Source organism: Candidatus Rhodoblastus alkanivorans, assembly GCF_022760755.1.
GTDB lineage: Bacteria > Pseudomonadota > Alphaproteobacteria > Rhizobiales > Beijerinckiaceae > Rhodoblastus > Rhodoblastus alkanivorans.
Genome location: NZ_JAIVFP010000001.1, coordinates 2,987,207 through 3,006,727, shown reverse-complemented (window position 1 = coordinate 3,006,727; position 19,521 = coordinate 2,987,207). Strand labels below are relative to the sequence as shown.

The 19,521-nt window shown below is 64.5% G+C and carries 18 protein-coding genes; 14 read left to right on the top strand and 4 right to left on the bottom strand.

Features of this window, described 5'->3' with window-relative positions; all coding sequences use genetic code 11:
• Positions 1-216 precede the first annotated feature (216 nt).
• From K2U94_RS13845 to K2U94_RS13835, 3 genes are read left to right on the top strand one after another with little or no spacing between them, the layout of a single operon-like run.
• Positions 217-1,092, top strand: a complete 876-nt coding sequence (locus K2U94_RS13845) for a metal ABC transporter solute-binding protein, Zn/Mn family (RefSeq protein ID WP_243067768.1) — start codon at positions 217-219, stop codon at positions 1,090-1,092.
• Positions 1,089-1,928 carry a metal ABC transporter ATP-binding protein gene (locus K2U94_RS13840; RefSeq protein WP_243067767.1) on the top strand — a complete coding sequence of 280 codons (840 nt, stop codon included), beginning with the start codon at positions 1,089-1,091 and terminating at the stop codon, positions 1,926-1,928. The genes K2U94_RS13845 and K2U94_RS13840 overlap by 4 nt, the downstream gene beginning before the upstream one ends.
• Positions 1,858-2,736: a metal ABC transporter permease gene (locus K2U94_RS13835; protein WP_243067766.1), complete on the top strand. Its 879-nt coding sequence runs from the start codon at positions 1,858-1,860 to the stop codon at positions 2,734-2,736. Before K2U94_RS13840 ends, K2U94_RS13835 begins: the two co-directional genes overlap by 71 nt.
• Before the next feature lie 4 nt (positions 2,737-2,740).
• Here K2U94_RS13835 and K2U94_RS13830 read toward each other — a convergent pair whose 3' ends face one another.
• Positions 2,741-4,186 (bottom strand): short-chain fatty acid transporter, encoded by a 1,446-nt coding sequence (locus tag K2U94_RS13830; RefSeq protein WP_243067765.1) that lies wholly within the window; start codon positions 4,184-4,186, stop codon positions 2,741-2,743.
• A 237-nt stretch (positions 4,187-4,423) separates the two neighbouring features.
• Here K2U94_RS13830 and coaD point away from each other — a divergent pair, with 237 nt between their 5' ends.
• The 4 genes from coaD (at position 4,424) to K2U94_RS13810 (ending at position 6,806) form a co-directional block, all read left to right on the top strand.
• On the top strand, positions 4,424-4,921 hold the full coding sequence (gene coaD, locus K2U94_RS13825; RefSeq protein WP_243067764.1) for a pantetheine-phosphate adenylyltransferase: 498 nt from the start codon (positions 4,424-4,426) through the stop codon (positions 4,919-4,921).
• Positions 4,922-4,930: 9 nt separating this feature from the next.
• Positions 4,931-5,530 carry a peptidylprolyl isomerase gene (locus tag K2U94_RS13820; RefSeq protein ID WP_243067763.1) on the top strand — a complete coding sequence of 200 codons (600 nt, stop codon included), beginning with the start codon at positions 4,931-4,933 and terminating at the stop codon, positions 5,528-5,530.
• Positions 5,531-5,672: 142 nt separating this feature from the next.
• Positions 5,673-6,128: a peptidylprolyl isomerase gene (locus K2U94_RS13815; protein WP_243067762.1), complete on the top strand. Its 456-nt coding sequence runs from the start codon at positions 5,673-5,675 to the stop codon at positions 6,126-6,128.
• 195 nt (positions 6,129-6,323) lie between these two features.
• A complete protein-coding gene (locus K2U94_RS13810) occupies positions 6,324-6,806 on the top strand; it encodes a hypothetical protein (protein WP_243067761.1) in 483 nt (160 codons plus the stop codon).
• 40 nt (positions 6,807-6,846) lie between these two features.
• On the opposite strand, the gene K2U94_RS13805 is transcribed toward K2U94_RS13810, so the two are convergent.
• Entirely contained in the window at positions 6,847-8,601 is a 1,755-nt protein-coding gene (locus K2U94_RS13805) for a B12-binding domain-containing radical SAM protein (RefSeq protein WP_243067760.1), read from the bottom strand.
• 198 nt (positions 8,602-8,799) lie between these two features.
• On the opposite strand from K2U94_RS13805, the gene K2U94_RS13800 reads away from it, so the two are divergent.
• The 5 genes from K2U94_RS13800 to K2U94_RS13780 all read left to right on the top strand — a co-directional run bounded on the left by K2U94_RS13800 (position 8,800) and on the right by K2U94_RS13780 (position 16,539).
• Positions 8,800-9,483 carry a protein-L-isoaspartate O-methyltransferase family protein gene (locus tag K2U94_RS13800; RefSeq protein WP_243067759.1) on the top strand — a complete coding sequence of 228 codons (684 nt, stop codon included), beginning with the start codon at positions 8,800-8,802 and terminating at the stop codon, positions 9,481-9,483.
• Between the two features lie 235 nt (positions 9,484-9,718).
• Positions 9,719-11,101: a TolC family outer membrane protein gene (locus K2U94_RS13795; RefSeq protein WP_243067758.1), complete on the top strand. Its 1,383-nt coding sequence runs from the start codon at positions 9,719-9,721 to the stop codon at positions 11,099-11,101.
• Between the two features lie 282 nt (positions 11,102-11,383).
• Positions 11,384-12,418, top strand: a complete 1,035-nt coding sequence (locus tag K2U94_RS20560; protein WP_272884865.1) for a PopZ family protein — start codon at positions 11,384-11,386, stop codon at positions 12,416-12,418.
• Between the two features lie 188 nt (positions 12,419-12,606).
• Entirely contained in the window at positions 12,607-15,381 is a 2,775-nt protein-coding gene (locus tag K2U94_RS13785; protein ID WP_243067757.1) for a valine--tRNA ligase, read from the top strand.
• Positions 15,382-15,717: 336 nt separating this feature from the next.
• Complete coding sequence (locus K2U94_RS13780) at positions 15,718-16,539, top strand: tetratricopeptide repeat protein (RefSeq protein WP_243068878.1); 822 nt, start codon at positions 15,718-15,720, stop codon at positions 16,537-16,539.
• Positions 16,540-16,620: 81 nt separating this feature from the next.
• Here the strand turns inward: K2U94_RS13780 and K2U94_RS13775 are convergent, their stop codons facing one another.
• A complete protein-coding gene (locus tag K2U94_RS13775) occupies positions 16,621-17,502 on the bottom strand; it encodes a MipA/OmpV family protein (RefSeq protein WP_243067756.1) in 882 nt (293 codons plus the stop codon).
• Between the two features lie 138 nt (positions 17,503-17,640).
• Here K2U94_RS13775 and yidD point away from each other — a divergent pair, with 138 nt between their 5' ends.
• Entirely contained in the window at positions 17,641-17,994 is a 354-nt protein-coding gene (gene yidD / locus K2U94_RS13770; protein WP_243067755.1) for a membrane protein insertion efficiency factor YidD, read from the top strand.
• Between the two features lie 9 nt (positions 17,995-18,003).
• On the opposite strand, the gene K2U94_RS13765 is transcribed toward yidD, so the two are convergent.
• Positions 18,004-19,122: a two-component system sensor histidine kinase NtrB gene (locus K2U94_RS13765; protein ID WP_243067754.1), complete on the bottom strand. Its 1,119-nt coding sequence runs from the start codon at positions 19,120-19,122 to the stop codon at positions 18,004-18,006.
• Between K2U94_RS13765 and K2U94_RS13760 the strand changes: the two genes are divergently transcribed.
• Complete coding sequence (locus K2U94_RS13760) at positions 19,072-19,410, top strand: hypothetical protein (RefSeq protein WP_243067753.1); 339 nt, start codon at positions 19,072-19,074, stop codon at positions 19,408-19,410. The genes K2U94_RS13765 and K2U94_RS13760 overlap by 51 nt on opposite strands.
• Positions 19,411-19,521: the final 111 nt, after the last annotated feature.

Here is a 19,521-nt window from a genome sequence, read left to right as displayed (position 1 = left end):
CCGCACCACGGTGGGGTCGGCGTAGGGCTTGTCCGATTGAACAAGGCGGTTGGCGCGCTCCCCCTTTTCAGGAGTGTTGGGCCGCCGGCGAGGCGCCAAGGCGCCGCGTTTTCGCTTCCGTCGTCATGATCGACAAGTGTGAATATGTTATAATATACCAAGCGGGCGAATCGGCTGGATGCTCCCGGTCGGCGCGTTGCGAGGAGCCCCGCGACCATGAAATCTTTGTCTCTTTTGCCTGCGGCGTGGATTTTTGTCTGCCTGGCGGTCTCGCCGGCGTTGGCTGCGCCTGTTTCCGTCGTCGCCGCGGAAAATTTCTATGGCGATGTCGCCCGGCAGATCGGCGGTCCCGACGCCACGGTCACGAGCATCATGTCCAACCCCGATCAGGACCCCCATCTCTTCGAGGCGAGCCCCTCGACCGCCCGCGAACTGAGCGCCGCGAAGATCGCGATCAGCAGCGGCGCCGATTACGACCCGTGGATGGAAAAGCTCCTGTCCGCAGCGAAGCACCCGGGCCGGAAAGTGATCGTCGTGGCCGAACTGGTCCATAAAAAAGCCGGCGACAATCCGCATATCTGGTATGCGCCCGCGACGATGAAAGCGCTGGCGCAGCGCCTGACCGCCGATTTGTCGGCGGTCGATCCGGCGCATAAAGCCGACTACCAGAAGCGGGAGGGCGCCTTCATCGCCTCGCTCGCCCCGCTCGAAAAGAAGATCGCCGAAATGAAAGAGAAATATAAGGGCGCTGCGGTGACGGCCTCCGAGCCGGTTTTCGGCTATATGGCGCAGGCCTTGGGCTTGAAGATGCGCAATGAGAAATTCCAGATCGCGGTCATGAACAGTACCGAGCCGAGCGTATCCGACGTCGCCGCCTTCGAGAACGACCTGAAAACGCATAAGGTGCGGGTTATGCTATACAACGCTCAGGCGAACGCGCCGGCGGTCCAGCGGCTGGTGAAACTGGCGAAGGATGAAAAGATCCCGGTCGTCGGCATTACCGAAACCGAGCCGTCCAGCATGACCTATCAGTCCTGGATGCTTTCGCAACTCGGCGCCCTCGACAAGGCTTTGGCGGGGCCTGTCCAGTGATCGCCCTTTCCTGTCATCGGGTCACGCTCGCTCTGGGCGAGCGCGTCGTTCTTTCCGACGTCGATCTCGCCATCGAGCAGGGCGAGTTCATCGGCGTCCTTGGCGCCAATGGCTCCGGGAAAACGACCTTGATGCGGGCGATCCTGGGATTGATCCCAATTCAGTCCGGCGCCATCGAGGTGCTGGGGGAGCCGGCGACGCGGGGCAACCCGAATGTCGGCTACATGCCGCAATTGCGCGGCGAACTCGCCAATTTCCGTTTCACCGGCCGCGATTGCGTGGCGCTTGCGGCCGGCGGGAGCCGTTGGGGCCTGCCGGGGCTCAACGCGCAGGAAATGCGCGACGTGGACTGGGCGCTGGACATGGTGGGCGCGAGCGAACTCGCGCGCCGCCCCCTGTCCGAAATGTCAGGCGGCGAGCGCCAGCGCCTGCTGCTGTCGCAGGCGCTGCTCGGCCACCCGCGCCTGCTTCTGCTCGACGAGCCACTGATCAGCCTCGACCCCGCGCATCAGAAAAGCGTCGTCGAAATCGTGCGCAAGCTGCAAAAGGAGCTTGGCCTCACCGTGCTTTTCAGCGCGCACGAGCTCAATGCTTTGCTCAACGCCATCGACCGCGTGCTCTATCTGGGCCGTGGCAAGGCGGTGCTCGGCACGGTTGACGAAGTCGTCACCGGCCCGGTGCTCTCGCGCCTCTATGGATCGGAAATCACGGTGGCCCGGTTCAACGGGCGCATCTTCGTCATGGCCAGCGATATCGAAATGGAGCATGACGCCCATCGTCACGACGACCATGACCACGGCCATGCCGGCGGAGAGAGGCTCCATGTTCGCTTATGATTTCATGCGGACGGCCTTCGCCGCCGCCGCCATCGTCGCGGTGCTGTCGGGAATCGTCGGCTATTTTCTGGTTTTGCGCGGGCAGACCTTCGCCGGTCACGCTTTGGCCCATGTCGGCTTTACCGGCGCGACCGGCGCCGTTCTTATTGGCGTTCCGCCGCTTTGGGGACTTGTGGGCGTCACCCTTCTCGGCGGCTTCGGCATGGGCATGCTCGGCGAAAAGCTCAGCGGACGCGATGTCGCCATCGGCATGATGCTGTCGCTCGCACTCGGTTTCGGCCTGCTGTTCCTGCACTTCTATACCGCTTACGCCAGCCAGGCGACGGCGCTGCTGTTCGGCAATGTGCTCGGCGTGAGCCCCTCGGCCTTGACGACGCTCGCGGGCCTCGCCCTGGTCAGCCTGGGGGCGCTGGCCTTTGTTTCCCGGCCCCTCCTGTTCCTGTCGCTGCAGCCCGAACTCGCGGAGGCGAAAGGCGTGCCGGCGCGCCTCATTGCGACGGCCTTTCTCATGATCGTGGCGATCGCGGTGGCCGAATGCGCGCAGATCGTTGGCGTGCTTCTGGTCTTCACTTTGATGGTCGGTCCGGCCGCCGCCGCGCAAAGGTTTTCCGCCAAATTGGGACGAGGCGTGGCTTTGTCGGTGATCTTCGCGCTGGCCGAGGCCTGGGGCGGGCTGGCCATGGCCTATTACACGGATTGGCCGACGAGCTTCTGGATCACCGCATTGTCCGCCCTGGTCTATTTCGCAAGCCTTGCGGCGGACTCCCTGTCGCGGCGGCGGGCCGTGTTGGCGCAGGCCGCGACGTGAATCCCTATTTCGGCACGACGGGCGGATGGTAGGGGAGCGTATAGGCGAGGGCCCACAACAGGAACAGCACCAGCGGCAGCGTGACCAGCAGCTGCAGGAAGGTGAAGCCGACGATATTGCGCGCCCTAAGTCCGAGAACGCCGAGCAGCGGCAGCATCCAGAACGGATTGATGAGATTGGGCAGCGCCTCCGACGCATTATAGACCTGCACCGCCCAGCCAAGATGCACATGCAGATCGTTTGCGGCCTTCATCAGATAGGGCGCTTCCAGCAGCCATTTGCCGCCGCCCGAGGGAACGAAGAAGCCCAGGATCGCCGAATAGATTCCGATCGCGAGCGGATAGACGTGCTGGGTGGTCAGGCTCACGAAGGCGTGGGCGATCTGATCCGCCACCGAATGGCCGGCGGCGTTCTTGGGCTGGGTCAGGATGGCCGCGATGGCGCCGTAGAAGGGGAACTGAATCAGCACGCCGGAGGTGGCCGGGACCGCCTTGACGACGGCGTTGAGAAAGCGCTTCGGCCGCCAGTGCAGCAGCAGGCCGGCCATGATGAACAGGAAATTATAGGTATTCAGGTTTGAAATCGCGATCATCGGGCTTTGGCGCGAAAATTCGTGAATGATCCACCCCGCCGCGAGCAGGACGAGCAGGATCGTGAGAACCGGGGAATATTCGAGCCATTCGCCCGGCTGGGTCGGGCGCTGTTCTTCGATTTTGTCGCCGCTGGCGACATCGATTCCCATCGCTTCCGCCGTCAGGGCGGTGTCCGGCCCCGGGGCGGACCAGGTCGCGAGCAGGATCGAAACCACGATGACGATCGCCGCGATCGTCATCGATTGCCACAGGAAGATCGTTTCGCTGAAGGGGATGACGCCGGTGATCGGCAGCAGGCTCTTGGGCAGGCTTGCCGCATTGGCCTGCAACTGGGCCGCCGAAGAGGAGAGGCCGAGCGCCCAGACGGAGCCGAGGCCGAGATAGGCGGCCGCGCCGGCGGCGCGATAATCCATGCGCAGCTCGCGGCGCCGCGCGAGGGCGAGCACCAGAAGCCCGCTGAAAATCAGGCTCAAGCCCCAGTTGAGCAGCGACGCCGTGGTGCTGACCGCGGCCACCATGCCGACCGCCTGCACGCCGGTTTTCGGCCATGCCGCGAGGCCGCGGATCAGACGCGCCGCCGGCGCCGAGGCGGCGACGACATAACCGCCGATCGCGACGAAGGCCATCTGCATGGTGAAGGTGATCAGGCTCCAGAATCCGGCGCCGAAGGCGATGCTGACGGCTTCCGGCGACGCGCCATTGACCATCGCGCCCAAGGCGCCGATGACGACGGCGATGGCGACGAAGATGAAGGCGTCGGGAAACCAGCGCTCGGCCCATGCCGTGAAGCCGATCGCCGTTCTGACCAAAGCCCCTTCCTGCACGGCAGGACCAGGGGCGCTCGCGGCGTTGGTCATCGACGTTCCCTCTCCTCGCGCAGCCTCTTCTCCGCCCGGCGGCGGCGGCGACGCGCGCCGGGGCGACAATGGGTCCTTCTTGAGGAAATCTCGCACGGCCGTTTGAAAATGAGAAGACAGCCGGGGGCGAAATCACGGCTTTAGAACAGAAATTCCTCGACTGGTCCGGTCGGGCTGCGCCGATGGACGAGGTCGCCGCGCTTGCGCTGTGGCGTCGCTTTCTGTAGCAATTCCGCCATGCAACGCGTCGCGCTCTACATGGGATCGTTCGATCCCGTCACCAACGGCCATGTCGATGTGATCCGCGCGGCCTCCGGGCTGTGCGACCGGCTGGTCGTCGCCATCGGCCTGCATCCCGGCAAGACGCCTTTGTTCACGGCGCAGGAGCGCGCCTCGATGATCCATCAGGTCTGCGCGGCGGAAGCCGCGGCGCGGAATTGCGACTTGTCGGTCGTCACCTTTTCCGGCCTCGCGGTGGAGGCGGCGCGCGAGGTCGGCGCGGGCGTCATCATTCGCGGGCTGCGCGACGGGACCGATCTCGACTATGAAATGTCGATGGCCGGGATGAACGGGGTGATGGCGCCGGACGTTCAGACGGTTTTCGTTCCCGCCGGCCTCAATGTGCGCCATATCACCGCGACCCTGGTCCGCCAGGTCGCCCTGATGGGCGGCGATGTCTCGGCCTTCGCGCCGCCGCTCGTCGTCGAAGCCCTTCGCCGCAAGGCCGCAAGCTAAGGAGTGTTCATGACCGATATTTCCGCGCGGCCGCTCAGCCGCCGCCAGTTCGCCGCCCTCGTGTCGTTCGGCGCGGGCTTCCTGTCGCTCGGCCCGGGCCTGCTGTCGCCCGGCGCGGCGCGCGCCGAGGAGGACAAGTCCAACCTGCTTTACATGCAACTCAAGGACGGCATGGTGGTGATCCGCATGCGGCCCGATCTCGCGCCGAAAACCGTGGCGCAGATCAAGACCCTGGTGAAGCGCGGCTTCTACGACGGGATCGTCTTCCATCGCGTGATCGAGGGCTTCATGGCCCAGACCGGCGACCCGACGGGCACCGGCATGGGCGGCTCGGATTTGCCGAATATTCCGGCCGAATTCAACAAGACGCCGTTCGTACGCGGCACGGTCGGCATGGCGCGCGCCTCCGACCCCGATTCCGCCAATTCGCAATTCTTTATCTGCCTTGGCCCGGCGCCCTTCCTCGACGGCAAATATACCGCCTGGGGCGAGGTGATCTCCGGCATGCAAAATGTCGACAAGATCAAGAAGGGAGATCCCGCCGAGAACGGCAAGGTCGAAAGCCCCGACAAGATCATCAGCATGAAACTCGGAACGGACGTGAAATAACCGCGTCCAAGCCCTAGAGCCAATTGCGATTCAGTCGAATCGCAATTGGCTCTAGATTCCTTTGTTTTCGCAGCGTTTTTGCGAAAAGCCGGCATCCACTTTTTCGCACGCTGCTCTAACACGCAAACTTTGAGGAAAGCCCATGTCCGACGAAGGCAATCTTATGACGCTGGAAACCACCAAGGGAACGGTGGTGATCCGCATGCGGCCCGATCTCGCGCCGAACCACGTCGACCACATCAAGAAGCTGGTCAACGAAGGCTTTTACGACGGCATCGTGTTCCATCGCGTGATCGAAGGCTTCATGGCCCAGACCGGCTGTCCCCACGGCACCGGCACAGGCGGGTCGAAATATCCCGACCTCAAGGCGGAGTTCAACACCGCCCCCCATGTGCGCGGCACGGCCTCGATGGCCCGCGCCTCCAATCCTAATTCGGCCAATTCGCAGTTCTTCATCTGCTTCAACGACGCCCGCTTCCTCGATCGCCAATATACGGTCTGGGGCGAGGTCATCTCCGGCATGGAGAATGTGGACAAGATCAAGCGCGGCGAGCCGGTCAAGGACCCGGACAAGATCATCTCCGCCAAGATCAGCTGAGCCTGAACCGCCGGGGCCTTGAGGGCCCCGGTTTCGCTTGCGGCGCCGTTCAGCCCCCGTTCAGCCGCTCTGGCCCAGAAAGCCAAGGCTTTCGGAGCCTGTTTCCGCTTTCGCCGATTGACGGAAACTGGAAAATCCGGGAGTTTGGCCTTGCTCCGGCGCGCGACCTGGCCGCCGGCATTCTGGGAGCCGTCCATGTCCATCCGTTCCGCCCTTATGCTTGCCGGCGCCGTCGCCCTGATCGGCGCCGGGTCGGCTCACGCCGAATCGGCGATGAAAGAATGCGCCGCAAAATGGCAGTCGGCCAAGGCCGCGGGCCAAACCGGCGGCCTGACCTATCTGCAATTTTCCTCGAAATGCCGGGCCGAACTGAAGGCGGGCGGCGCCACGCCGGCGGCCGCTCCCGCCGCCGCGCCCGCGGCCCCGGCCACGACCGCCGCGCCGGCCAAGCCTGCCGCGCCGGCCAAGCCTGCCGCGATGCCCGCCCCCGCCGGCGCGGCCGTCTTCCCGACCGCCGTCAGCCCCGCCTACAAGAACCAGACGGCCGGCAAGGCGATCATGCACACCTGCCTCGACCAGTATAAGGCCAACAAGGCGACGGGCGGCAACGCCGGCCTGAAATGGATTCAGAAGGGCGGCGGCTATTACAGCGAGTGCAACAAGAAGCTGAAACAGTAAATATTTGACGGTCTGGCCCTGGCCCTGCGCCGGGGCCCGCTCATTCGGCGGCGATATGCGCCTTGGCGTTCTGGGCCTTGGCTTTGTCGCCGGCTGCGCGCGAGGAGTCGCTGTTGTTGAACATTTCGAGATCGTCGAGGTCGGCCTCGGTCGGTGTCGTCAGCGCCAGATCCATATAGTCGCGGGCCTTTGGGTCGTGGCGCAGTTCGCGCCGCAGCTTCCATAATTTCAGCGCCAATGCGCCGATGCGGACATGGTTGCCGATATGGGTCGCGACCAGGCGTGGATAGAAGATCAGGGGATTTTCCAGCTTCATCCCGGGGCGGCGGTCGCGGCGCACCTTGAGGCGCAGATAGCCGCCCTGAAGCGGATGGACTTTTTCGAGATTCACCGCGGCCCAGAACCACAGCAGCAGGAACAAAGCCTTGCCGGGCGATGTCCCGACCGCCGCCGCCCGACGCATGATCGTCTCCATGTGCCGCGGCGAATAATAAAGCGCCCAGGCCTCGTGATAGATCGCCTCCCATTCCGCCCGGCTCATTTTCGGATGGGCGGTGACCATATGTTCGAGGTCGTATTTGTTCATGTCCGGGTCCATCGGGACGCCGGCCTTGTGGAGGCGCTGGTGATCCTCTGAGCCCGGCAGGGGCGTCAGGAAGAAGAATTCCAGCATATCGAGCGGCAGTTCGCGCTGGATGATCGCAATGTCGCGGCGAATCGATTCCGGCGTGTCTTCGGGAAAGCCGAGGATATAGCCGGCATAAGTGAAGCAGCCCGCGCGCTTCCAGGCGAGCAGCATGACGCGATATTCGGCGATGCGGTTCTGCTTCTTCTTCGCCGCGACGAGATTGGCGGGATTGATGTTCTCCAGCCCGATGAACACCCTTTTCACCCCGGCGCGCGCCGCCTTGGCGATGAAATTGGGGATGCGGTGGCAAAGCGTGTCCACCTGGATGATGAAGCTGAAATTCAGGCCCGAATCGCGCAATTCGATCAGCCGGTCGAAGATCGGCTCCCAATTCTTGTTGCGGGCGAAATTGTCGTCGGTGATGAAGAAGGAATGCACGCCCTGGGCCAGATTGTCGCGGATGATCCGCTCGACGTCGTCGGCCGAGCGGTGGCGCGACTTGCGGCCCTGCACATTGATGATGGTGCAGAACGAGCATTGGAAGGGGCAGCCGCGCCCAGCGTCGAAGCTTGTCACGGCGCCGGTGGTGCGGCTGACGACCTCGGTCGGAAGGAACGGCGTCGGCGCGTCCTCGATCCCCGGCAGGTCGTCCATGAAATTGTAAAGCGGCTTCAGCGCGCCCTCGAAAGCGTCGCGCAGCACGTCGTCGAGCCGGCCTTCCGCCTCGCCGGCGAACAGGCTGATCCCGAGCGCCTGAGCCTCGCGCAGGTCGGCCGGCATGTCGGGCAGCATGGCGAGGCAGCCGGAGACATGGAAGCCGCCGACCGCAGTCGGCGCGCCGCCCTGCCGCAGGCGGCGGGCGATGTCCAGCGCCCGGGGAAACTGATTCGACTGCACGCCGACGAGGCAGGCGAGGCCTTGTCCGGCGCGGGCGATGGATTGGGCGATCTTTTCCGGCCTGATGCGGACATTGGTCTCGTCATAGGCGAAGATTTTGATCTGGACGTCGGGGCCCAGAGCCTGCCGGCGCGCGCAATCGGCGGCGATTCCATTGAGCGCGGCGAGGCTGTTGGAGGGAATCGCGGAGCGCAGCCACTGAATGACGTAACCATCGTCGTCGTAATGCGAGGGCTTGATCAGGTGTAGCTCGAAAATCTTCTCTGCCATGAAACCTCGGCGTGTGGGCGATCCTTGATCTTAATGGGACCTTGCGGTTCTTACCAGCGCCCATATTTCGGCGGCGCGCGCGATCCGACTTTCTATGGCGCAGCGTCATGTGGACAGAAAGGGGGCCTCTGCTTATAAACCGGAAAGCCGATCAGGGCAGGCGCCTTCACGGGCCGCCGGACATTCGACGGACGAAAAATGCAGAACGAGCAATTCGCCTCTTCCGCCGCGCTGCGGGAAACCATGGTCGAACGCCAGATTCGGACCTTCGACGTCACCGACCTTGGCGTTCAAGCCCAGATGAAGGACGTTCCGCGCGAGATCTTCGTCGATCCCGCCTTCGCCGGCCTCGCCTATTCCGACGCGCGCCTCACCCTCTCCGGCAAGAGCCGGCGCGAAATGACCGCGCCCCTGGTTCTCGCCCGCCTGCTAAAGGAGGCGCGGCTGCGCGAAAACGACCGCGTCCTGGTTGTGGCCGGCGCCACCGGCTATGCGGCTGCTCTGGTCGCCGGCCTGGCGGGTTCGGTCGTCAGCCTCGACGACGACGAGACCTTCGCCGCCCGCGCACAGGCCAATTTCGCCGCGCTGGGACTGACCAACGCCAAATCGCTCGCGGGACCTCTGGACGCCGGGGCGTCGGCGGACGCGCCCTTCGACGCGATCATCGTCGATGGCGTGAGCCAGGGCGCCTTCGGCGGCCTGTTTGGCCAGCTCGCGGAGGGAGGCCGCCTGATCGGCATCGTGTCCGCTCAGGCGGGCGCCCAGTTCGGCAAGGCCATATTGTATCTGCGCGTGGCCGGGCAGGCGTCTCCGCGCCCGCTCTTCGACGCATCGGCGGGGGCGCTGGCGGCGTTCGCGAAGCCGGTGGAATTCGTCTTCTGACCGCCTCGCTGCGGCTGACGACCTGTGGCTTTTTGGGCTCACTATCCGAATAATCGTATAGGTGGCCGGCGCGAATCGCCTGAATCCAGGGATCGGCCCCAAGACTTTAGGTTGACGTTCTAGCTGACGGCTTTAAGTTTTCGTTCAATTCTGCCGCCCGTCCGCCTAGACGCGCGGCGAGGCCGGCCGCCGATATTCTTGTCGCGCGGCCGGGCGCCTGGTGAGGACTGTAAATTTGCGGCGTTCATATCTTATCGGCCTGACGCTGGCGGCCTTTGCCTGTGGATCCGGTCCGGCTTCCGCCGAGACCATGTCCGACGCTTTGGCGCGCGCCTATTCGAACAACCCGGACATCAACCAGCAGCGCGCTTCGGTCCGCGCGACCGACGAAACCGTCCCCCAGGCCAAGGCCGGCTGGCTGCCCAAGGTGCAGGCGCAGGGCACGCTGAACTATCAAGTCTCGAATGTTCAAAACGTGTTCGGCCAGACGGGCAGCAATCAGAAGCTTGCCGCCTTGCCGATTACCGGCCAGGCGCAGGTGACCGAGAATGTGTTCGACGGCATGCAGACCGCGAACAGGGTCAACGGCGCGGAATCCTCGGTCCTGGCGGCGCGCGAGCAGTTGCGCCTGACCGAATTGACAACGCTCCAGAACGGGGCAACCGCCTATATGGACGTGTTGCGCGACACGGCGGTGCTTGGCCTGCGCCGCAATAACGTCAAGGTGCTCAAGGTTCAGCTGCAGCAGACGCGCGACCGCTTCCAGGTCGGCGAAGTGACCCGCACCGACGTCGCCCAGGCGGAATCTTCGCTGGCCACGGGCACCGCGGACGTCTCAGCCGCCGAAGCCAGGCTCCAGGCGAGCATCGCGGCCTATCGACAGGTGATCGGGGTCCAGCCGAAACGTCTGCAGCCGGCCCGACCGGTCGAGAAATTGCTTCCCAGGACGCTCGATCTCGCGATCGCGACCGGCCTTTCGCAGCATCCGTCAATTATTGGCGCGCTCCATCAGGTCGACGTCGCCGAGGACGCGGTCAAGGTCGCCGAAGGCGCGCTGTCGCCGCAACTCAGCGTGGTCGGCATGGTGCAGAATTCGACGGACTCCAGTGGTTACCCGGGGTATAACGTCTTTTCCGCCACGGTCGGCGGCCAGCTCACCGTACCGATCTATCAGGGTGGCGCGGAATATGCCGGCATACGCGAGGCCAAAGAAAAGTTGAGCCAGGCGCGGATGGTGGTCGAAAGCGCGCGTAACCAAATTCGCGCCGGCGTGGTGGCCGCTTGGGGCGAGCTGGAGGCGGCCCGCGCCCAGATCGTGTCCTTCGAGGCGGCGGTCAAGGCGGCGGAAATCGCGCTGACCGGCGTGCGCGAGGAAGCCAAGGTCGGCCAGCGCACCACGCTCGACGTGCTCAACGCCGAGCAGACTTTGCTCCAGCAGCGTGTCCAGCTGGTGCAGGCCCAGCATGACCGGGTGGTCGGCTCCTATGCGGTCATGGCCGCCATCGGCGAGCTTTCGGCCCGAAATCTCGGCCTGGGTGTCATCGAGTACAGCCCTCGGCAGCATTATCAGGCGACGAAGAACCGGTTCTTCGGCATCAACACGCCGGACGGCCGCTGACAGGCGCCGGCAAACTTTTGCGCGGGCGAAAGCTCGGCAGGAAACCCGTTCTTGCCCGCGCCTCAAAAAAAAACAGTGCGTGGCGAAGCTGATGGCGCGGTCCAGCCTTGCGCGCTCCGGCGCGCCGGAGCAATTTAAACAGATCGCGACTCTCGCTCCCTCGCCCCGAATTCGAGCGTCCCAAACGCTGTCCGCCTCCGAGCATCCAGACTCATGACCGTACAGAACGGCCCGTCCCAATCCAGCCCTTCAAATGCGGAGCCAGCCGCGCGCGAATCGTCGATGGACGACATTCTGGCCTCGATTCGCCGCATCATCGCCGACGACGACGCCTTGCCCTTGAGCCGTCCGGCCCGCGCCGCGGCCGCCGAGCCGGCGCCTCCCGCGCCGCCTCCGCCTGTTGCGCCTCCCGCGCCGCCTTCGCCGGTGGCGACGGCGGCCGACGCGCTCCTGGGCCTTGGCCAGAGGCTGTTTCGCGGCGGGGAGCCGGCGCCGCCGCCTGGGCCGGTTTCCGCTTTTCGACCTCCCGCGCCGCGCCCGGCGCTCGAATCGCCCAAGGCGCCGTCGCTGAAATTGCGCGATTTCGCGCCGGTGGAGCCTGGTTTGCGGCCGTCGCTCGACCAGCCGGCCCAAAATCCGGAGCCCCCGCGCGCCGCGGAGCCGCCCCGGGTCGTCGAGCCTCCGCCGTCCCCGGAGCCTCCGCCGTCCCCGGAGCCTCCGCCGTCCCCGGAGCCTTCGCCGTCCCCGGAGCGTCCTTCGGCTGAGAAACCTCCCCGGGCCGAGGAGCCGGCGAAAGCCGAGCCGACCGCGACAAAGCCCGCGGAGCCGGTGGCAAATCCCAAGCCGGCTGAAGCCGCCGAACCGGAGAAAGCGCCGGCGCCTGCCACCGAGACGCCGGACCCGGCCCCGGCCGGGCCGGTCTCTCACCTTGCCGAGGCGCGCCTCAAGGCGGCTTCGACACCGCCGCGCACCGCCGCCCCGGCGCCGCCGGCCGAGCCAACGCCGCCGCCCGTCGCGGAAAAGCCGTCGGAGCCTTCCCGCCCGGCGGCCCGGCGCATTCCCGCGCCGCCGCCGGTCCAGCCGCAGCTTCCGGCGGAAGAGCCCGCTTTGCTGTCTCCGGCGAGCGGAGCGCGGATCGGCGCTTCGTTCGAGGCGCTGGCGGAAAGCATTATGTTGCGCGATCCTGAAATGATCGAGCGGGTTGCGCGCGAAATGCTGCGGCCCATGCTCAAGTCCTGGCTCGACGACAATCTCCCTATCGTGGTCGAACGTCTGGTGCGGGCGGAAATCGAGCGCATCGCGCGCGGGCGGGGCTGACCCTCACCCGTCCGCCATTCGGCGGGGCGCTCTCCCCACATGGGGAGGGATGGCGTCCGCGGGCGTCGAGACGGGCCGTCGTCAAAACGGCGTATTGGATTTTCCTCCCGGATCGCCAACTTCATTGACTCGCGGGCCGCGCTCGGATTTGTTGCGCCAAATTCCCGCACGAATCCGGTTTTCAGCACATGATGGAAAAGACGTTCGACCCAGCCGCCGTGGAAAGCCGCATCGCGGCCGAATGGGAGGTCGCGGGCGCCTTTCGCGCCGACCGTCCGGAGCGGATCGGGGCGAAGCCCTTTACCATTGTCATTCCGCCGCCGAACGTCACCGGCTCGCTCCACATGGGCCATGCGCTCAACAATACTTTGCAGGACATTCTCTGCCGCTTCGAGCGCATGCGCGGCAGGAACGTGCTGTGGCAGCCGGGCGTGGACCATGCCGGCATCGCGACCCAGATGGTGGTCGAACGGCGGCTTGCCGCCGCCGGCGAGCCCGGCCGCCGCGACCTCGGCCGCGAGGCGTTCCTGGAAAAGGTCTGGGCCTGGAAGGCGGAGTCGGGCGGCGCCATCGTCAACCAACTCAAACGTCTCGGCGCCTCCTGCGACTGGTCGCGCGAACGCTTCACCATGGACACCGGCTCGTCGAAGGCGGTGCTGAAGGCTTTCGTCGAGCTATATCGCGCGGGGCTGATCTACAAGGACAAGCGCCTCGTCAACTGGGACCCCAAGCTGCTGACGGCGGTTTCCGACATTGAGGTCGTCTCGCAGAACGTCAAGGGTTCGCTCTGGCATTTCAAATATCCGCTCGTCGACGAGAATGGCGCGGCGACCGACGAATTCATCGTCGTGGCGACGACGCGGCCCGAGACCATGCTCGGCGACACGGCGGTGGCGGTCCATCCCGAGGATGAGCGCTATCTCCATCTTCATGGCCGTTTCGTGCGTCTTCCCCTGGTCGGGCGTCTGATCCCGATCGTCGCGGATTCCTATTCCGACCCCGAAAAAGGTTCGGGCGCGGTGAAGATCACCCCGGCCCATGATTTCAACGACTTCGAGGTTGGCGGCCGCCATCAGCTGCCGCTCGTCAATATTCTCGACGCCGAGGCGCGCCTTCTCCTGAAAGAGAACGAGGCCTTCCTGCAGGGCGTGATCGAGAACGACGACCTTTCGGAAACCCTCGAAAGCCTTCACGGCCTGTCGCGCGAGGAGGCCCGCAAGGCGGTGATCGCCGCCATGGACGCGCGCGGGCTGATCGCGACGATCGAGACCCACGAGCATCAGGTCCCGCACGGCGACCGTTCCGGAGTCGTCATCGAGCCCTGGCTGACAGACCAATGGTATGTGGACGCAAAGGCGCTCGCCGGCCCGGCGCTCGCGGCGGTGCGGGCGGGCGAAACCAGCTTCGTCCCCAAGAACTGGGAAAAGACCTTTTTCGACTGGCTGGAGAACATCCAGCCCTGGTGCATCTCGCGCCAGCTGTGGTGGGGGCATCAGATCCCGGCCTGGTATTCGCCCTGGGGCGCGGTCTATGTCTCCGAGAGCGAGGAGGAGGCGCTGGCCGACGCTTTGGCGGACGCCGTCACCCGCGAAATCTACAGCGACGCCGAGGCCGAGGCGATCGCCAGTGATCCCGACAAGGCGGCGTGCCTGCTGACACGCGACGAGGACGTGCTCGACACCTGGTTCTCGTCGGCCCTGTGGCCGATGTCGACGCTCGGCTGGCCGGAGGAGCAGAACGACCTCGCCCCGCGCTATCCGACGGATGTTCTCGTCACCGGCTTCGACATCATCTTTTTCTGGGTCGCCCGGATGATGATGTTCGGGTTGCATTTCCAGCATAAGGTCCCGTTCCGCGACGTCTATCTCCACGCTTTGGTGCGTGACGAGAAGGGCGCGAAAATGTCGAAATCCAAGGGGAACGTCATCGATCCCCTGCATCTCATCGACACTTACGGCGCCGACGCCTTGCGCTTCACGCTCGCCGCGATGGCGGCGCAGGGGCGCGACATCAAGCTCGCGACCTCGCGCGTCGAGGGCTATCGCAATTTCGCGACCAAGCTCTGGAACGCCGCGCGTTTCGCCGAAATGAACCAGTGCCGGGGCCATATTGGCTTCGATCCGATGCGGGTGAAGGAAGTCCTCAACCGCTGGATCGTCGGCGAAACGGCGCGGGCGATGGCCGAGGTGGAGACGGCGCTCGTCCAATATAAGTTCAACGAGGCGGCGCAGGCGGCCTATCGCTTCGTCTGGAACATTTTCTGCGACTGGAATCTGGAGCTGGCCAAGCCGCTGCTGCAGGGGCCGGACGGCCCGGCCAAGGACGAAACACGCGATACGACCGCTTTCGTCCTCGACCAGATCTGCAAATTGCTCCATCCCTTCATGCCCTTCCTTACCGAGGAGATCTGGGCCATACGCGGCCAGGACTTTCCGCGCGAATCCATGCTGGCGCTGGCGCAATGGCCCGATCTGCGCGGACTTGAGGATTCGGAAGCGGAAACGGAAATCGGCTGGCTGGTCGAGGTCGTGTCCGAAGTGCGCTCGGTGCGCGCGGAGATGAACGTCCCGGCGGGCGCCGCGATTCCGCTGGTTCTGGTCGGCGCGTCCGAGGCGGACGCGCGCCGCGCCGAGCGCTGGGCCGAGACGATCAAAAGGCTGGCGCGGCTTTCCGCGATCGAGGCGATGAGCAAGGCGCCGCCGCAATCGGTTCAGGTCGTCGCCCGCGGAACCGTCCTGGCGCTGCCGCTCGAAGGCGTCATCGATTTCGACGTCGAACGCGCGCGGCTCGAAAAAGGCGTCGCCGCGGAGCAAAAGGAAATCGCCAAGATCGACGCCAAGCTCGGCAACGCCGATTTCCTGCGCCGCGCTCCGGAAGAAGTGGTGGAGGAAAACCAGGAGCGCCGCGATCAGGCGATGGCGCGGCTCGAAAAGATGACCGCCGCGCTGAAGCTGCTGGGGTGATTTTCCTTTCCTGGCGGAGAATGGTTCAGCGCGATCCGCGACCGGATCGCGCGCCGGTTTTCGCATTCAATTCTTCGCGACTCCCACGCTTGGCTTTTTGGCGCCATTTTTCGGCGATCCTCATTTTACTTCGTCGAATCAAGATTTTGGCGGCGATGTCGCAACTGTGTCCTTGGCGCATTTTGTGGCTTGGGCGCCACAGCCGGAATTCAACTTCAGAAAGCCCAAAGTTTGAAAACACGCCGCCGCGATTCAGCCATAAAGGAGAAGCTAGTACTTAGGACGTTGGCGCTTGGGACGAAGGCGCTTGGGGCGGGCGTCGGGAGACTGCGAGTGATGGTGGCGTTCGGGCGGATCTTTCTGGCGTGCATGTTTGCCATGTGCAACGGCGCGGCCGCTTTCGCCTTCGACGGCGCCGCGTCTTCTTCGTCCTCGCGCAAGACCCTCGACATATTCAAGAATCCCCACCAGGCGCTGGAAGCGGCGCTTGAGAGCTTCCGCGCCGGCAATGCTGCCTCGTCGGTCGAGGCGCTCAAATATGCGGCCGCCGGCGGCGAGCCGCTGGCGCAATGGAAACTCGGCAAGATGTACGCGGCGGGCGACGGCGTGCCGCACGACGATTTCAAAGCCTATCAATATTTCCTGCAGATTGTCGACAAATATGCCGACGATGACACGAACTGGCGCGAAAAATCAGTCGTCGCCAGCGCCTTCGTCGCCGTCGGCGCGTTCGAGCTCAAGGGCATTCCCGGATCGCATCTCAAGCCGGACCCCGATCGGGCCATGCGCATGTTCCGCTATGCCGCGACCATGTTCGGCGATCCCAACGCGCAATATAATCTCGCGCGGCTTTACATGGATGGCGCCGCCGGCCTCATTAAGGACAATCGTCAGGCGGCGCGCTGGCTCTATCTCGCCGCCGAAAAGGGCCATGTCGAATCCCAGGCCTTGCTCGGCCATCTGCTTTTCTCGGGCGATGGGCTCCCGGTGCAGCGCGCGCGCGGCCTGATGTGGCTGACCCTAGCGCGCGAGGGGGCGAACGGCAAGGGGCAGGGGTGGGTCAAGACCCTTTACGACGAGGACATGAAAGTCGCCAACGACAACGACCGCCAGGTCGCGCTGGTCTATCTCGAAGAACATCTGAAGCGGCGCGACTGATTTCAGCCTCTGAACGCGCAAAAAAAACACGGCCCGGACAAATCCGGGCCGTGTTTTTTGCGGAAAGCTGACGCCGAAATTTTAGAATTTCGGGATCCAGTAGAGATCCTTGGTCAGGAAGCTATAGCGGATCTCGACGCCGGCGGCGAACTGGTTGGACGAGCCGGCCTGGGTGGTGACCGGGCTGTTGGCGACGCTGCCGGTCAGCGCCTGATAGGTGCCATAGGCGCTGATGCGCCAAGCCGGCGACAGGTCGTAGCGCGCGGCCACCGTGAAGCCGGCGTCCACCAGCCCGGCGGTCGCGTTATAGGCCGTCAGCCGGCCACCAGCCCATTGGTTGAGCGCCGCCTGCCAGGGGTCCACCGAAAAGAAGGCGGAGGCATATTGGTCATTGCCGAAATCGAGGCGCGGGCCGATCGACAGGGTCAGCGGACCCCATTTCTGCCAGACGTCGCCGCCGAGCATGGCGACCCAGCCGTCGTAGCCCGACACCGCCTTGCGCACTTCGGCGCGGATGCGGCCCCAGGACACCGGCGTCAATTCCACGAAACCGCCGACTTCGATCGACGCGCTCACGTCATTGAGGCCGAAGAGTTCGGGATAGTTCTTGATACTGCGGTCGCTGACCCAACGCCCGGCCGGGCCGACGGCGATCCAGTCGTTATGCAGGACGGTCAGGCTCAGGCTGTCGTCGGGCGCGCTGAAACGCTCGGGTTGGTCGGCGCGGCGGATCGATATGCCGGGGAGGCCGAAGAAGGAATAGGTCTTGGCGCCGGGAAAGCTCGGCGCGACGCCGCCCATGGCCGAAACCGAGACGATCCAGTCCGCGGTCGTTCCCGGCGGCGGCGTGATCAGGGACGGCAGATTGTACTCGTCCGCGCGAGCGGCCGCGCCCAGGCAGAGACCGGCGGCGCCGGAGAGGAATGCGGCCGCGATGGACAGGCCGCGCGATGAGATTTTCAAAACAATGTCCCCCTAATCTTGCCATTATTTGTAACAGCGGCGAAGACTCGGGAACAGGCGTTTCGGCCTGCCCGAACAAAGTTGTGGTCGGCGTCGTTTTCTTGCAACAGTGCGGCGGCTCATGCTGAGGAACAGGACTTGCCCAAAAACGCCTCCGTCCTGACGAAAACGCCGGCTTTGCTGGCGCGGGGCTTGATTCAGCTCTATCGCGTCACCCTGTCGAGCGTCGCGGGGCGCAATTGCCGCTATCTGCCGACCTGCTCGGCCTATATGGACGATGCGATCGCGCGCCACGGCCTGTGGGGCGGCGGCTGGATGGGGTTCGCGCGCATCTGCCGCTGCCATCCTTTAGGCGATTCCGGTTTCGACCCGGTTCCGCCGAGCCTGCCGCGGGGCGCCGACGCCCTGCATCCATGGCGTTACGGTTCGTGGCGCAAGCGGCCGGTCTGCGAGGCGGTCGAGCAGGAAGATGGAAAGGAAGGCGGCGCCTAGCCCGCGAGGTCAATCGACGCGGGACGTCTCGCCCGTCCTTCGATCGTCATCGTCCTCCCGCGCGAAGATCGGCAAGGTGAAAAAGAAGACGGCGCCGTGCGGATCGGCGGGATGGTAGCCGATCTCGCCGCCGTGGCGTTCGACGATCGACTTGGCCAGGGACAGCCCGAGCCCCATCCCCCTTTTTTTTGTCGACGCGAAAGGTTTGAACAGCTTCGGAGCGGCCTCCGGATCGACGCCCGATCCATTGTCGGAGACGCTCACACGCACATAGCGCGGCTTTTCCAGCGACGTCTCGATGACGATTTTTGGCGTCGACGCATCTTTGGTCGCCTCGGCCGCATTACGCAGCAAATTGACGAGAACCTGTTCGATAAGCACGAGGTCTATATCGACGACGATTTTGTCGTCGATTTCGCGCAATTCGATCCGTTCGTCCCGGTGGCCGTCGCCCAGGCAGGCCAAATCCAACGCGCACTCGATCACGCAATGCAAATTTTCGGGGGCGCGCTCGGGCGAATGCTTTTCGATGAAGCCGCGCAACCGGACGAGAATGTCCGAAGCCCGTTGGGTATGCTGTTCGGCTTTGGCGATCAGGTCATCGATCGCATGGAACTCCGCGGCGCCGGGAAGCCGTCTGGCGGCGGCGAGGAAATTGGCGATCGCCGTGAGCGGCTGAGCGAAGTCATGGGCCAGAGTCTCGACCACCTCGCCCATCTCATTGAGCCGATTGGCGTGAGACAACTCGTTGCGCAATTCGTCCGCCTGGGCCTTCTCGCGTTGGAATGCGCTGAGATCGCGCATCATGCCGACGAAAAGTTGACCTTCGTCGCCAAGGGACGTCTCGGTGACCGTCAACTCCTTGGCGAAGATTTCGCCATTCTTGCGCCGCCCATTGACTGTGCGGCGGCGCCCAATGATCTTTTTTTCGCCGGTGCGCAAATAATTGGCGATATAACCGTCGTGTTGGGCGCTGTCGGGTTCCGGCATCAACATCGCGAGGTTGCGGCCGATCAATTCGCTGGCCTCGTAACCAAACATTTCGCACGCCGCGGCATTGACGTGTTGGATGAACCCTTGCTTGTCGATGGCGATGACCCCTTCCAGGGCGGCGTCGACGATCGCCATCAACCGCGCATTCCCTTTCCGTTCAAAGTCGCGGCTCATTCGATCGGCGAGCGAATCGCGCAGAAGCCAGATCATATAGGCGACGAGGGCGCTTCCGATCAGGAAGAGGATTGGAGCCGATACAGGTTCGTTGAAAGGATTGATCCACAGTTCGACGATAAAGACCGAGAGCAGCGCGGCCAACGCGCCCCCAAACAGTCCGCCCTCGCCGAACGCGAGCGCGACGGCCGGAAAAAAAGTTATGAAGGCGTCTTCGCGTTGGCTTCCGAAAAAGGCGACCCGCAATAAAAATGCAGCGAGAACGATGAACGCGGCAAGGCCAAGGCGCCAGGGCAAAGGCCAGACCTCAGCAGCGCCGGCGAACGCCCGCGAGAGCCTGAGCAACCAGGGCAAATTCGC

What these genes read in the sequence shown, in the direction of transcription:
- K2U94_RS13845 (WP_243067768.1), top strand. Translation starts at nt 217, where the DNA reads ATGAAATCTTTGTCTCTTTTGCCTGCGGCGTGGATTTTTGTCTGCCTG.
- K2U94_RS13835 (WP_243067766.1), top strand. Translation starts at nt 1,858, where the DNA reads ATGACGCCCATCGTCACGACGACCATGACCACGGCCATGCCGGCGGAG.
- K2U94_RS13830 (WP_243067765.1), bottom strand. Translation starts at nt 4,186, where the DNA reads ATGACCAACGCCGCGAGCGCCCCTGGTCCTGCCGTGCAGGAAGGGGCT.
- coaD (WP_243067764.1), top strand. Translation starts at nt 4,424, where the DNA reads ATGCAACGCGTCGCGCTCTACATGGGATCGTTCGATCCCGTCACCAAC.
- K2U94_RS13820 (WP_243067763.1), top strand. Translation starts at nt 4,931, where the DNA reads ATGACCGATATTTCCGCGCGGCCGCTCAGCCGCCGCCAGTTCGCCGCC.
- K2U94_RS13815 (WP_243067762.1), top strand. Translation starts at nt 5,673, where the DNA reads ATGTCCGACGAAGGCAATCTTATGACGCTGGAAACCACCAAGGGAACG.
- K2U94_RS13810 (WP_243067761.1), top strand. Translation starts at nt 6,324, where the DNA reads ATGTCCATCCGTTCCGCCCTTATGCTTGCCGGCGCCGTCGCCCTGATC.
- K2U94_RS13805 (WP_243067760.1), bottom strand. Translation starts at nt 8,601, where the DNA reads ATGGCAGAGAAGATTTTCGAGCTACACCTGATCAAGCCCTCGCATTAC.
- K2U94_RS13800 (WP_243067759.1), top strand. Translation starts at nt 8,800, where the DNA reads ATGCAGAACGAGCAATTCGCCTCTTCCGCCGCGCTGCGGGAAACCATG.
- K2U94_RS20560 (WP_272884865.1), top strand. Translation starts at nt 11,384, where the DNA reads ATGGACGACATTCTGGCCTCGATTCGCCGCATCATCGCCGACGACGAC.
- K2U94_RS13785 (WP_243067757.1), top strand. Translation starts at nt 12,607, where the DNA reads ATGATGGAAAAGACGTTCGACCCAGCCGCCGTGGAAAGCCGCATCGCG.
- K2U94_RS13780 (WP_243068878.1), top strand. Translation starts at nt 15,718, where the DNA reads ATGGTGGCGTTCGGGCGGATCTTTCTGGCGTGCATGTTTGCCATGTGC.
- K2U94_RS13765 (WP_243067754.1), bottom strand. Translation starts at nt 19,122, where the DNA reads ATGGCGATCGTCGACGCCGCCCTGGAAGGGGTCATCGCCATCGACAAG.